The organism is Candidatus Accumulibacter propinquus (assembly GCF_056856495.1).
In genome coordinates, this window is record NZ_JBSEHC010000001.1 from 101,086 (window position 1) to 114,844 (window position 13,759).

Consider the following 13,759-nt stretch of genomic DNA (forward strand, 5'->3'; position numbering starts at 1 on the left):
GGCGTGCCTGGGGACTTTGTGGGCGTCATGCGCCGGCGGTTCTCGTGCGCGGCAGTGAATCGATGCAGAGGGTAGCCATCCAGAGGCTTGAGCCATGAAGACCAGCTCGGAAAAGTCGTCTACCACCAGCGGCACCAGGCATTCTGCGGCCAGTCAGCCGTTTTTCGGTCCGGCCGGGAGTGCCGGCTTCTTTGCGGCGGTCGCTCCAGCGCCTGCCGTCCAGTTCAAGATGACGGTCAACAAACCGGGCGACAAGTTCGAACAGGAAGCCGACCGGATGGCGGAGAAGGTCGTCCGTATGCCGGCCCCGCCGACGCCGGCCAGGGATGACAAGCTGCAACGCCAGGCCGCCGACAAATCCGACGAGAAAATCCAGAAAGCAGCACGCCCCGACGAGCAGATCCAGAAAGCGGCGCTTCCCGAAGAGAAAATTCAGAAGGCGGCCCTGCCCGAGGAAAAGATCCGGAAGAAGGACGACGACAAGCTGCAGAAGGCCCCGGCGCCCGTGGACAAGCTGCAACGCAAGGGCAGCGACGCGACCCCGACGATAGGCAGTGGCGTGCAGTCGGCGATTCGCAACCAGAGCGGCGGCGGCCAACCCCTGTCGAGCGACGTGCGCAGCTACATGGAACCGCGTTTCGGCGCCGATTTCGGCAACGTCCGCGTACATCACGACGCCGAGTCCGCCAGTCTCAACAACCAGCTCAGCGCGCGCGCGTTCACCTACCAGAATCACGTCTTTTTCTCGCGTGACCAGTACCAGCCCGGTAGCAGCGAGGGCAAGCAACTGCTGGCCCACGAACTGACGCACACCATCCAGCAGGGCCACGCCGTGCAGCGCAGCCCGCAGGTCAGCACGACGACGTCCCCGCCACCGGTGCAACGCCTCGGCCTCAGCGACGCGCTCGATTATTTCGCCGACAAGGCTTATCTGATCCCCGGCTTCCGGATGCTGACCCTGCTGCTCGGATTCAACCCGATCAACATGCGCACTACCGATCGCAGCGCGGCCAACCTCCTGCGTGCCCTGATAGAACTGATGCCGGGTGGCGCCTTCATCACCCAGGCGCTGGACAATCACGGCGTGATCAACAAGGCCGCCGCCTGGGTGGAACAGAAGGTGGCGCTGCTCGGTGACATCGGCGGTGATATCGCCGGCGGTCTGAAACGCTTCCTGGATTCCCTGATCTGGAGCGACATCCTCGACCTGGGCGGCGTCTGGGAGCGCGCCAAGCGCATCTTCACCGAGCCGATAGCACGCCTGATTGCCTTTGGCGGCTCGGTGGTCAGCGAGCTGCTCAAGATGGTCAAGGACGCCATCCTGAAACCACTGGCGGCGCTGGCGCAGGGAACGCGTGGCTACGACCTGCTCAAGGCCATCCTCGGCGAAGACCCGATCAGCGGCGAAGCGGTGCCGCGTACCGCCGAAACCCTGATCGGCGGGTTCATGAAATTGATCGGCCAGGAAGAGGTTTGGGAAAACATCCGGAAGGGCAATGCCATTGCCCGTGCCTGGGCGTGGTTCCAGGGTGCACTGGCCGGCTTGATGGGTTTTGTACGCGCGGTGCCGCGCAAGATCATCGACACGCTGAGTTCGCTGACCTTTCAGGACATTATCAGCGTTGCCGGTGCCTTTTCCAGGGTCGTCGGGGCGTTTGTCAATATCGCCGGGGAGTTCATCAGTTGGGGGCTCGGACAGGTCATCAGCCTGCTGGAGATCCTGTTCTCGGTGGTGGCGCCGGGCGTGATGCCGTATCTCAGGAAAGCCCAGGCGGCCTTCAACACCATCCTCAAGGATCCCATCGGTTTTGTCGGCAACCTGGTACGCGCCGGCAAACAGGGCTTCGAGATGTTCGCGGCGAACATCCTCACGCATCTGAAAACAGCGCTGATCAAGTGGATCACCGGCCCCCTGGGGGCCGCGGGAGTGTACATCCCGAAATCGTTCTCGCTGATCGAAATCGTCAAGCTCGTACTTTCGGTGCTCGGGCTGACCTGGCAGAACATCCGCGGCAAACTGCTGAAGATCATCCCCGAGCCGATTCTGATCGGGTTGGAAAAGACTGCCGGGATCCTGGTCACGCTGGTGAAGGAAGGTCCGGCGGCCGCATGGGAGCAGATCAAGAGCGAACTGGGCGAGTTGAAGGACCAACTGATTGCCAAGGTCACCGAAATGATCTCGGTCGAGGTCGTCAAGGCCGCGGTGATGAAGCTGGTCAGCATGCTCAACCCCGCCGGCGCGGTGGTGCAGGCGATCATCGCCATCTACAACACGGTCACTTTCTTCATCCAGAAAATTCAGCAGATTGCCGCCGTGGTGGCGTCCTTCGTCGATTCCATCGCCGCCATCGCCGCTGGCCAGGTGGGCGCGGCGGCGAAGAAGGTCGAGGAGACGATGGCCAGCACCCTGACCGTGATCATCGCCTTCCTTGCCAAGTTTGCCGGTCTCGGCAACATCCCCGAGAAGATCGTCGGGATCGTCAAGAAGATCCGCCAGCCGATCGACAAGGGGCTGGACAGGATCGTCGAGTGGCTGGGTGCGATGCTCAAGAAGCTTGGCGGCGCGGTGGCGCAAGCCGGTTTGCCGGCTGATCCCCATGAGCGCTTGCGTCTGGGGATGGCCGCTGCCGTGGCGGTGGTCGACCGCCTGCCCGGAAATCGCATCGGACAGGTGCTGATCACCCCGGTGCTGGCACCGATCAAGCTGCGGTACGGATTTCAGCAGCTCGAACCGATGGTCAAGGACAAGAAATGGCATCTGCGTGGGCAGATCAATCCCTCGATTACGGTGACGACGACCAAGGAGGACGGATCTGAGGAAACGCTGCGCCTGAACGTCGGCGATGTCATCAAGGCCAGGTACGTCGACGGACTGTGGGTGGCGACGATCATTTCAATTACCCGCAGCAATGTCACCTTCCGATTCTCGGATGCCCGCAAGGGGGTGGATACCCTGAGCGCCAGCATTTTCAAGGACAACTTCGAGAAAGGCGACATCACCACCTACGTGGCCGACAAGCGCGGGACTTTCATGGGCGGAAATCCACCCAAGAGCAGCCTGCTTGCGCAATACAAGAGCGAAGGGACGTACTACCGACTGATCAAGCCACCTCCGACCGATCAGGTACAATACCCTAGGCGAAAAGGCGGCCGCTGGTATGACGTGGCTGACTGCGACCTCAGTCATGAACCGACGGACGCGGTGACCTACTGGAATACCGAGGGATACAAATTCGGACCGCGCTCGCCGGAAGTGCGCGCGTGGATGAGCAATATCGACAATTACATCTTCGAGCCATCGAGCATCAACCGCTCGCGAGCCTCCCGGCATGGCGAAGGATATCGATTACCGGCCAGGCCCTGAACATGGATGACAAAGACCTCCAGAAGACGATAACCGGCATCGCCAGGAAGGCCAAATCGTTGGCGCTGAAGGGTGAGTACACGTCGGCAATCGCAGAATACACCCAAGGGCTCGAATTGCTGGCGGCTCCCAGGTCCGCCTCGGAATACGCGGTGATGCTGTTCTCCGGGATCGCCGAGGCATATTACCTGCAGGGGCTTTGGGATGAGGCCCTGAAGTATTTCGGAGAAGCGATCCGCAGCGAGGGCGGGTTGGGCGACCCGTATATTCACCTGCGACTGGGCCAGATTCGCTACCGGAAGGGCGAGATGGAAAAGGCCGCCGACGAACTGATGAGAGCCTACATGGGTTCAGGGAAGATCATCTTCGAGGGGGAAGACCCCGAGTACTACGCCCTGATCCGGTCGCACATCGAATAGGCGCGCCGGTTCCCGCGCCAGCCCTCCTGTCCTGGCGAGGCCCCGGCGGGGCTGCCCGCAGGCTGGCGCAGACCAGAAGCCTGCACGCGGCCACGCACTACCGCCAGGCGCACGCCCTTCCTTGAGCAGCACCGCTACCGAGCCACGACGCGCCAGGACATGGATCACAACACCGCCAATCTGCAAACCGCCCTGATCTGGCTGAAGACACTGGTCGCGGGTCGCCTGGGCGTCGTCCTCGGGAAGCGCGAGGGTTTCGAACTTCCGCCGCTCGACTTCTACCACCAGGACTCCTGGCTGGCCGGTTTCCTCGAACGCTACGAGCCGTGCTATGAAGAGTTTGCGATCTTCCTGCTGGCCATTGTCCCGCACCTGCAACCGCAGTTCTTCAACCGGATCATCGCCGAGCACCTCCCCGAAGGCGGCGATTTCCCGGAGTTCGGCGGGGTGCGCGGAGCCAACCACCGGGGCATCCTGCCCACTGGAGAAACCGCCCAGTTCCTGCTGGCCGGCGACGACCTGGAGAAGCGCCTGCAGGTGCAGCGCCTGTTGAGTGCTGAACACTGGTTTGCGCGCCAGCATATCCTGTGGCTGGAATCGTTGCCGCACGGCGAGCCGGCGATGAGCGGCAGGCTGATCGTCGATCCCGAGGTGGTCGACCTGCTGACCGTCGGCAAAGTCGGCAGACCCCGGTTCAGCCCGGACTTTCCGGCCGAATACATCGAAACGGCGATGAACTGGGAAGATCTGGTGCTGCACCCGCACACCGTCAGTCAGATCGGCGAAATCGAAAACTGGATCAAGCACAACGACACCCTGCTGCATGACTGGGGGATGAAGAGAAGGATCAAGCCCGGCTACCGGGCCCTGTTCTACGGGCCGCCGGGTACCGGCAAGACCCTGACCGCGTCGCTGCTCGGCAAACAGACCGGCAAGGACGTGTTCCGCATCGATTTGTCGCGGGTGGTCTCGAAGTACATCGGCGAGACCGAGAAAAATCTCTCGAAGCTGTTCGAGAAGGCCGAACACAAGGCGTGGATCCTGTTCTTCGACGAATCCGACGCGCTGTTCGGCAAGCGCACCGAAATCCGCGATGCGCACGACAAGTACGCCAACCAGGAAGTGGCGTACCTGTTGCAGCGCATCGAGGCCTACAACGGGCTGGTGATCCTGGCATCCAACCAGCGTGCCAACATCGACGAGGCTTTCGTTCGGCGTTTCCAGAGCATCGTCCATTTCCCGATGCCGAGAGCCGAGGAGCGCTACCAAATCTGGCGGAAAACCTTCCCGCCGCAAATCGCCATCGGCGACGACATCGACTGGCAGCAGATCGCCTTGCGGCATGAACTGAGCGGTGCCGGCATTCTCAACGTCACGCATTTCTGCGCGGTGCAGGTGCTTGCCGAGCAGGCCACCCGCCTGGAACTCAAACAACTGGAGGCGGCGATCCGGCGGGAATATGTCAAGGAAGGAAAGATCGTCTAGCGGGCCGTGTCGACGGCATCGACCAGGAAAGGGCAGGGCGCGCCGGCGAAGAGGTTGCACAGCAACCGGTGCTCCTTGCGGTCGATCGAGTCGAGGAAGGCGGTGGCCGAACCCATGCCGCGAAAAGCGTTGAAGCCGCTTTCGAGAAAGTGGTGCAGGTCGCCGAGCCCGGCCAGGTGCGCCGGCCCGCGCATCAGCTTGAGCATGCCGTTGAGCAAGGGCTTCCTGGCCAGTCGATCGAGCGCTTCGCCGGTTTCGCGGATGAGCACGATCTGGCGCTCGCGCTTCGGCCGGCAGCCGACGAACCGGTAGGCCGCAGCGTAGGCGGCTTCGTCGATGCAGTCGATCAGCCCGGCGCGGCAGAGTTCGGCGACCATCGCCGAGTCGAGTTCCTCGGTCAGCGCATCGAGTTCGACGGCCAGCGCCAGGGTGCGCAGCGCCGAGGCCGGCAACATCTTGATCAATAGCGGCAGGATGCGCTCGACCTCCTCGTCGCGGCTGCTGAAGTCCTTCGGGCCATAGAGGTCGGAGAGAAAGAATTGCGCGGCCTGTCCGAAGCGGGCGCTGGCGAGCAGGTCGGCGTGCGTGCGCGCCAGGCGCGCGGCCTGCCACTCGCGCAGGCGCAGGCGCTGACGCGCCGCGATCGGCTGGCAGTTGGCCTGCAGGCGCAAGGCCTTGGCCGCCTGCACGTAACGCCGCAAGGCATTGGCGCTCTGCTGCTTCTCGTTCGAGGCATTCGGATCGTCCATGAGGATGCATTATGCACGCTGCCACCAGCGCTGTTTAGAAGCCTTAGCCTAACGCGAAGGCGCCGAGCGGAATACACTCTATCCCGGAACAACCTCAACAAGGAGCAGCGCATGCCCCATCCCGATTCGCTGGCGAGCCGCTTTGCCCGCCTGCAGCGTGCCGCCAGAGACGATCCGAATCCGGATCGGGCGGTGCGCGCGCGTCGTTTGCGTGCCCTCGATCGGCTGCTGCTCGACAACGAACAGGCGTTCGCCGACGCCGTGCGGCAGGATTTCGGGCATCGCTCGCCGGCCGAGACGCGCCTGCTCGAACTGTTCCCGAGCCACGCGGCCATTCGCCATGCCAGCCACCACCTGCGACGCTGGATGCGGCCACAGGCGCGTTCGGTTTCGTTGTGGTTCCAGCCGGGCAGGGCCGAGTTGCGCTATCAACCCCTCGGTGCCGTGGGCATCATCGTGCCCTGGAATTACCCGATCTTCCTGGCCGCGGCACCGCTGGCGGCAGCCCTGGCGGCGGGCAACCGCGCGCTGGTCAAGATGTCCGAGTTGACGCCCGCGACAGCGGCGCTGTTCGCCGAACGGGTTGGCAAGTACTTCGCCGACGACGAGTTGTCGGTGGTCGAGGGCGATGTCGGTGTCGCGCAGGAATTCTCGCGGTTGCCTTTCGATCACCTGTTGTTTACCGGCTCGACGGCGGTCGGCCGCCAGGTCATGCGTGCCGCCGCCGACAATCTGACGCCGGTGACGCTCGAACTCGGCGGCAAGTCGCCGGCGATCATCGGGCCCGGATTGTCGACTGCCCAATTCGCGCATGCCGTCGAGCGCATCATCATCGGCAAGAGCATGAACGCCGGTCAGACCTGCATTGCCCCCGACTACGTGCTGCTCCCGGCCGGGCAGGAACAGGCCTTCATCGACGTCGCACGGCGCGTCGTCGGCGACTGCTATCCGGACATCGAACGGACCGCCGACTACACGACGATCGTCGATCAGCGCCAGTACGCCCGCCTCTGTGCCTACCTCGACGAAGCGCGGGCGGCCGGAGCCCGAGTCGTCGATCTTGCGCCGGGGGCCGTCGCCGACCCGGCGGCGCGTCGTCTGCCGCCGCTGGCTCTGCTCGATGCCGGCGACGAACTGCGCGTGATGCAGGAGGAAATCTTTGGCCCGCTGCTGCCGCTGCGACCCTATCGCGACCTCGACGCGGCGATCGCCTTCATCAACAGCCGGCCGCGGCCGTTGGCGCTGTACTACTTCGACCGCGCGCCGGCGAACATCGAACGCGTGCTCAATGAAACGGTTGCCGGCGGCGTGACGATCAACGACACCATCCTGCACATTGCGCAGGACGACCTGCCTTTCGGTGGCGTCGGCCCGAGCGGCATGGGTTGCTACCACGGCTTCGAGGGGTTCCAGACCTTTTCGGCGCGCAAGGCCGTCTTCCGGCAATCGCGCCTGTCGGCGATCGGTCTGTTCAAGCCGCCGTACGGCGCTTTGTTCGAGCGTTTGACGAGGATCCTGCTGCGATGATTGCCGCGCGTCGACAGTTCCTCAAGACCGGCCTTGCCGGCAGCCTGCTGCTCGGTTGCGCGGGCTGGCTCAACGCCGCCGGCGCGCGCCCGCTCAGCGATGCCGAGCGCGAGATGCTCGGCGCGCTGACCAACGCCCTGCTGGACGGGGCGTTGCCGACAGACCTTGCCGCCCGCCGGCGCCTGATCGCCGTGACCATCGACGGCATCGCCGTTGAAATCGCCGGTCTGTCCCTGGCCAGCCAGAAGGAGATCGGCGAGTTGTTCGGTCTGCTGGTTCTCGCACCCGGCAGGCGGTTCCTGGCCGGGGTCAGCAAGCCTTGGCGCGAGGCGGCGGCCGGCGACGTCTTCGAGTTTCTGCAAGCCTGGCGATCGAGCCGTCTGAGCCTGCTGCAGAGCGCGTACGCGGCACTGCACGACCTCACCTTTGGTGCCTGGTACGCGCGCCCGGACACTTGGGAGGCCATCGGCTATCCCGGTCCACCACGGGGGTATTTCTGATGCAGGATCCGATCAAGGCCGGCCTGGCTGCAGGCTGGAAGCACATCGACGCGTCGCTGCTCGCCAGGGACCTGAGCGTGGAGGCCGACGTGGTGATCGTCGGCAGCGGCGCCGGCGGCGGCGTGACCGCGGACATACTCAGCGACGCCGGCCTGCATGTCGTGCTCGTCGAGGAGGGCCCGCTACGCTCGTCGAGCGACTTCAGGATGCGCGAAGCCGACGCCTACCCGGAGTTGTACCAGGAGTCGGCGTCGCGCAAGACCGCCGACAAGGCGATCAACATCCTGCAGGGGCGCTGTGTCGGCGGCTCGACGACGGTCAACTGGACCAGCAGCTTTCGCACGCCACCGGAAGTCTTCGACTACTGGCAACGCCAGTTCGGACTGCGACAACTGAGCGTCGAATCGATGAGCTCGTGGTTTGCGGTGATGGAGCACAAGCTCCGGGTGCGCGCCTGGGACACCCCGCCGAACGCGAACAACAAGGTGCTCGCCGCCGGTGCCGAAAAACTGGGAATCCCGATCGGCGCCATCAAGCGCAACGTCAAGGGCTGCTGGAACCTCGGCTACTGCGGCATGGGTTGCCCGACCAACGCCAAGCAGTCGATGTTGCTGACCACCATTCCCGCCGCGCTGCAGCGTGGCGCAAGCCTGATCACCCGCTTGCGGGCCGAGCGTCTGCGTTTCGCCGGCAGCCGCGTCACCGCCCTCGACGGCGTCGCCCTGCAAGCCGACGGCCTGCATCCGTCCGGGCGGCGGGTGCACCTGCGCGCGCGGCACTTCGTCATTGCCGGTGGCGCGATCGGCAGCCCGGCGCTGCTGCTGCGCAGCGGCGTTCCCGATCCGCAGCGGCTGCTCGGCAAGCGCACCTTCCTGCATCCGGTGTTGATTTCGTCGGCGCTGATGCCCGAGCGCGTCGATGCCTACGCCGGCGCGCCGCAATCGATCTACACCGATCATTTCCTGCATCAGGCGCCGATCGACGGGCCGCTTGGCTTCAAGCTCGAAACACCGCCGCTGCACCCGGTGCTCTATGCGACGACGCTGCAGGGCTTTGGCGAGACGCACGTCAAGCTGATGCGCGAATTCACCAACGTCAACGTGCTGCTGGCGCTGCTGCGCGACGGCTTCCATCCCGAAAGCCGCGGCGGCCAGGTGCGGCTCGGCAGCGACGGCCTGCCGGTGCTCGACTACCCGCTCGGCGACGTGATCTGGGAGGCGGCGCGGCGCGCCCTGCTGGCGATGGCCGAAATCCAGTTCGCCGCCGGCGCGCGCTGGGTCACGCCGGTGCACGAGACGGCGCCCGGCTATTCGAGCTGGGCCGAGGCCAGGACCGGGATCGCCGAGCTGCCACTCAAGCCGCTGCTCTGCCGGGTGGTCAGCGCGCACGTGATGGGCGGCTGCGGCATGGCCGACACCCCGCAGCGCGGCGTCGTCGATCACCGTGGCCGGCACTTCTGGCTCGGCAACCTGTCGGTACATGATGGTTCGGTCTTTCCGACCAGCCTGGGGGCCAATCCGCAACTTTCGATCTACGGCCTGGTCGCCCGCAACGCCAGCCTGCTGGCCGCCGAACTGTCCGGCCGACCGCTGCCGGCGATCCTCTGAAGGAGTCCTCCCGCATGCTGTCGCGCGCGCTTCGCCGATCGCTGGCCCTGGAAGTGGCGCTCTACGTCGCGCTCGCCATTTACGGATGTGATGCCTCGCCGGCGGCTGCCGCCGGCGTCGCGCTGGCCGGCGTGCTGGCCCTGCGGGCGACGCTGACGGCGGTGACCTACACCTGGGCCTGGGCTTATCACTCGCCTGCGCCGCCCCTCTCGCCGGGGCAGGCCGTGCGCATGGTGCTCGGCGAGTACGCGTCCTGCGTACTCAGCTTCGTGCTGATCTTTCCGTTCGAGCGCTGGTGGATGGCTCCCGACCGCCTGTCAGGCGGTGCCGACCAGGCCGCCGGGCGGCCCGGCGCGCGTCCGCCGGTATTGCTGGTGCACGGCTACAGTTGTTCGCGTGCCGCCTGGTGGTGGCTGCGCCGCCGCCTCGAAGCCGCCGGCTGGCGCGTGGCGACGATCAGCCTCGAACCGATCTACGGCAGCATCGACGACTTCGTCGAGCCTCTGGCGCGGCGCATCGCGGCCGTCCTGGCCGAAACCGGCGCCGAGCGTCTGCTGCTCGTCGGCCACAGCATGGGCGGGCTGGTCGCGCGCGCCTATCTGCAGCGCCACGGCGCGACGCGGGTGGAGCGGCTGGTCACCCTCGGGACGCCGCACCAGGGCAGCCGCATCGCGCACATCGGTCTCGGCGAGAACGCCCGCCAGATGCAGCCCGACAGCGCCTGGCTGCAGGCGCTTGCCAGTCCGGCGACGGTGCTCGATACTCGGGTCATCTACAGTCCGCACGACAATTTCGTGATGCCGCAAGAGAGATTGCTACTGCCGGGGGCAACCAGTCAGGCGATCGCCGGCGTCGGTCACCTGGCGATGCTCTATTCGCCGCGCGTGGCGCGGGCGCTGCTGGCGGCGCTCGCCGGCACCCGCGGCACCGGCGCCACCTGAGCCGCCGTGCGCGCGCGCGTCCTGCTGCTGCCGCTCAGCCTGCTGTCGGCCCTGCCGTCAGCCGCGCTGGCGCAGGACGTGTTCGTCACCCGCGGCGCCGGCAGCCCGGTCTTTTCCGACAAACCGCAGGCCGGCGCCAAGCCCCTGGTCTTGCCGCCGCTCAACGTGATCGAGCCGGTGCCGGTGTCCAGGGCGCCGGCAGCGGCCGCGCGCGCGCCGGAGGAAAACCGCCGAGCCGAGCCGGCAGCACCGGCCTACCAGAAGTTCAGTATCGTCGCGCCCGAGAACGACGGCAGCGTGCTGGCTAACACCGCGCTCTTCGAGGTGCGGGTCGCCGTCGAGCCGCCGCTGCAACTCGGCGAGGGGCACGCGGTCACGGTCAGCATCAACGGCCGGCCGGTCGGGCAGCGCTTCACTGCCGGCGAGTTCATGATTCCCCCCGAGTTCTGGGGCGACACCCTGCCGCCAGCCAACCAGCGTCACCAGCTCGACGCGGCGATCGTCGACCGCAATGGTGCGGTGCTCAGGCGGGCCGAGCCGGTGACCTTCCACCTGCGCTACGTCGCCGGCCTGCAGCACCGGCATGCGCCGCGGCCAGCCCCGATGCCGATCCCGGTCGACAAGCCCAGGCCGCCGGCGCAACCAGAGCCCTTGCTCAGGAGATTCGTGCAACCGGCCAAGCCCCTGTTCGAGCGTTGAGTCGCTCGTGGCTTCGGCACGTCTATCACTCGTGTCGCAATCGGCATTGCCCGCAATGCCAGACCCGGGCGATGGAGGCGTGGCTCGACGCACGGCGGCGCGAAGTGCTGCCCGTGCCGTACTTTCATCTGGTGTTCACCCTACCGCACGAGCTCAATGCCCTGCTTGCCGCCACCCCGAAACCGCTCTACGAGAATCTCTTCTCCGCGGTTTCGGCAACGCTCGCCGGGTTCGCCGCCAGCCCGCGACATCTCGGGGGCGTGCCGGCCTTCTCGCTGGTGTTGCACACGTGGAAACAAGCCGACTGGCAACGTCTGAAGCAACGACTCCACACCCATGACTGGGTGGTCTATGCCAAGCAGCCACTCGGTGGTCCCGAAGCGGTGCTCGAGACCCTCGGCCGCTACACGCACCGAGTGGCGATCTCCAACGAGCGGATTCTCGGCATTGACGGCAACGACGTGCTTCTGCGTGTCCGCGCCGATCCCGCCAGCGGCAAGAAGCGCACACTGCACGTGCCGGGAACCGAGTTCATCGACCGATTTTTGCAACACGTCCTGCCGGCCGGTTTCAAGCGGATCCGTCACTACGGTTTGCTCTCGCCGACGCGCAAAAAGGAGGCTTTGGCGGCTGCTCGTGCGGCACTCAACGTGCCGCCACCTGCGCCCGCGGTGGTCGAGTCGGTCGCCGAGTTCATGCAGCGGGTCACGTGCATCGAGCAGGCACGCTGTCCGCATTGCGGGATCGGTCAGTTCCGGGTGGTCGCGACCCTTCTGCCACAACGTGATCCTCCGAAGCTGCGGGGGCCTCCTTGATGATCGATCGCGATTCCGGTCTTCCGCAGCGATCGCACGGCGCTGCCGTTCGCGGTGTCGTTCGGCTTCACAGCGGGCAATCGCCCCCGCAAACCCCGTGTTCACTTGTGACGCCGCGGCAAACCGGCTTTCTGCCAGCCTGGCTACCCATCAGCAAGCGTCATCCTGGCGCGCGATGGCATGCCAAGCGATTGACTTTGGGCGGACCCGCCTTACAATCCCCATAAGCACTGCCCTCGCGGCGGTTCAGTCCAACAAGGTTTATCTGCCGCGGATGCGCCTGCGTTTGGCCCGGGTGCTTGCAGCGCGGCAGATAAACGCTATTCGCTGTACTTCACCGCCTTGTTGATTCAGGCAGGCTTTTCTTTTAGATGGCAAGAACTGGAGAAAGATGGTTCAATTAGTGCGGTCGCGCATTCACTTTCTTGAGCCTATGGGCATAAACGGAGGAAGCATCATGAGGGACATCAAGACGTCTACCGAGTCTTTCGAGGAGTGGTTGGGGGCACAGCTTAAGGATCTCGGCGGTTGCGATAGGGCTGCTCTTGCCCAAAAGAAAGTCGACATGAAGGAGGAGGGGCCCCACGCGTTCCTTCGCGGGACTTTCTACCGTTGGGCCGAGCTTTGGCAAGATCGCCGTCCGGAAGGCTCCGTTTTCCCGGTAGTGGGCGACACTCACGTCGAGAATTTTGGCACTTGGCGGGATGAGGAAGGGCGCCTGGTCTGGGGTGTGAATGACTTCGATGAGACGTGCAAACTGCCGTGGTGCAGTGATCTTGTTCGGTTAGGGGTGAGCGCCAAGCTTTCGCTTGGCGAGTTAGGGCATTTCCAATTTTCCTGGGAGGATGCCTGCAGTGCCCTTTGGAAAGGTTATCGGGATGTGGTGAGCAACAACTTCGCGGAACCCCTTGTGCTGCAGGAAAAAAATGATGGGTTGGGCAAGCTGATCCGCAAGCTCATACTGTCGAAAGCACCCGACAAGTTCTGGGAGAAGAGGCTCGCGAAGCTCGTAGAGATTACTGAATATAATGTCATACCTGCTGAGGCACGGCGAGCACTCCTTGCAGCACTGCCGCCCGACTGCAAGGATCAGAGGTACTACCAGCCGAAAGATACGGATCAGCCGGGTATGGGCAGCCGCGGTAAGCGCCGCTATTACGTTATGGCAATGTGGAAAGGGGCGTACATTCTTCGGGAAACGAAACCGGTGGTCCCATCTGCGCTGGCGTGGGCCAACGGAGGCGCTGACCCTGGCTCCAGCCTTCGCCAGATGCTTGAGTTGAGGGTGCGGTGTCCTGATCCTTCTCATAAAGTCTACGAAGACGCAGAATCTCATAAAGAATGGGCCGTCCGAAGGCTGGCACCGGATTCGTCGAAGATCGAGCTGAAGGATCTCGACGGAGGTGTGGACAAGGATATGAAATCAGTGCTTTTCAACAGTATGGGAGCCGAGCTTGCCAATCTCCATCTTGGTTTCAGCCAGTCGAATACGAACTGGCGGAGTGAAATAGTGGACCGTGATAGATCAGACTGGCTCACTAAAGAGGTGGAAGATTGGACCAAGAAGATCGAGGGGGACTTCGCCGAGTTTCAGGCGAGCGTGGCTAAGTGACTGCGGGTTATCTCCCCGTGGTTCAGCATGGCGTTGGACGA

10 protein-coding genes and 1 pseudogene are annotated in these 13,759 nt (G+C 64.5%); 10 read left to right on the plus strand and 1 reads right to left on the minus strand.

Annotated features, from left to right (window positions below; genetic code table 11):
- The first annotated feature begins 94 nt into the window (after window positions 1–94).
- The 3 genes from AC15MQ_RS00430 to AC15MQ_RS00440 all read left to right on the plus strand — a co-directional run bounded on the left by AC15MQ_RS00430 (window position 95) and on the right by AC15MQ_RS00440 (window position 5,268).
- Entirely contained in the window at window positions 95–3,364 is a 3,270-nt protein-coding gene (locus AC15MQ_RS00430; RefSeq protein WP_483079012.1) for an eCIS core domain-containing protein, read from the plus strand.
- Window positions 3,365–3,366: 2 nt separating this feature from the next.
- Window positions 3,367–3,783, plus strand: a complete 417-nt coding sequence (locus tag AC15MQ_RS00435; RefSeq protein WP_483079013.1) for a tetratricopeptide repeat protein — start codon at window positions 3,367–3,369, stop codon at window positions 3,781–3,783.
- A 159-nt stretch (window positions 3,784–3,942) separates the two neighbouring features.
- Window positions 3,943–5,268 (plus strand): ATP-binding protein, encoded by a 1,326-nt coding sequence (locus tag AC15MQ_RS00440; protein WP_483079014.1) that lies wholly within the window; start codon window positions 3,943–3,945, stop codon window positions 5,266–5,268.
- On the opposite strand, the gene AC15MQ_RS00445 is transcribed toward AC15MQ_RS00440, so the two are convergent.
- Window positions 5,265–6,017 carry a DUF8198 family protein gene (locus AC15MQ_RS00445; protein WP_483079015.1) on the minus strand — a complete coding sequence of 251 codons (753 nt, stop codon included), beginning with the start codon at window positions 6,015–6,017 and terminating at the stop codon, window positions 5,265–5,267. The genes AC15MQ_RS00440 and AC15MQ_RS00445 overlap by 4 nt on opposite strands.
- Before the next feature lie 111 nt (window positions 6,018–6,128).
- Here AC15MQ_RS00445 and AC15MQ_RS00450 point away from each other — a divergent pair, with 111 nt between their 5' ends.
- The 7 genes and pseudogenes from AC15MQ_RS00450 (at window position 6,129) to AC15MQ_RS00480 (ending at window position 13,718) form a co-directional block, all read left to right on the plus strand.
- Window positions 6,129–7,544, plus strand: coding sequence for a coniferyl aldehyde dehydrogenase (locus AC15MQ_RS00450; protein ID WP_287665239.1), 1,416 nt, complete (start codon window positions 6,129–6,131; stop codon window positions 7,542–7,544).
- Window positions 7,541–8,044, plus strand: a complete 504-nt coding sequence (locus tag AC15MQ_RS00455; protein ID WP_483079016.1) for a hypothetical protein — start codon at window positions 7,541–7,543, stop codon at window positions 8,042–8,044. Before AC15MQ_RS00450 ends, AC15MQ_RS00455 begins: the two co-directional genes overlap by 4 nt.
- A complete protein-coding gene (locus AC15MQ_RS00460) occupies window positions 8,044–9,651 on the plus strand; it encodes a GMC family oxidoreductase (RefSeq protein ID WP_287665242.1) in 1,608 nt (535 codons plus the stop codon). The genes AC15MQ_RS00455 and AC15MQ_RS00460 overlap by 1 nt, the downstream gene beginning before the upstream one ends.
- A 14-nt stretch (window positions 9,652–9,665) precedes the next feature.
- On the plus strand, window positions 9,666–10,592 hold the full coding sequence (locus AC15MQ_RS00465; protein ID WP_483079017.1) for an esterase/lipase family protein: 927 nt from the start codon (window positions 9,666–9,668) through the stop codon (window positions 10,590–10,592).
- 6 nt (window positions 10,593–10,598) lie between these two features.
- Entirely contained in the window at window positions 10,599–11,291 is a 693-nt protein-coding gene (locus AC15MQ_RS00470; protein ID WP_483079018.1) for a hypothetical protein, read from the plus strand.
- Between the two features lie 14 nt (window positions 11,292–11,305).
- A pseudogene (locus tag AC15MQ_RS00475) lies at window positions 11,306–12,106 on the plus strand (IS91 family transposase); the annotation flags it as partial.
- 457 nt (window positions 12,107–12,563) lie between these two features.
- Window positions 12,564–13,718: a DUF2252 family protein gene (locus AC15MQ_RS00480; protein WP_483079019.1), complete on the plus strand. Its 1,155-nt coding sequence runs from the start codon at window positions 12,564–12,566 to the stop codon at window positions 13,716–13,718.
- Window positions 13,719–13,759: the final 41 nt, after the last annotated feature.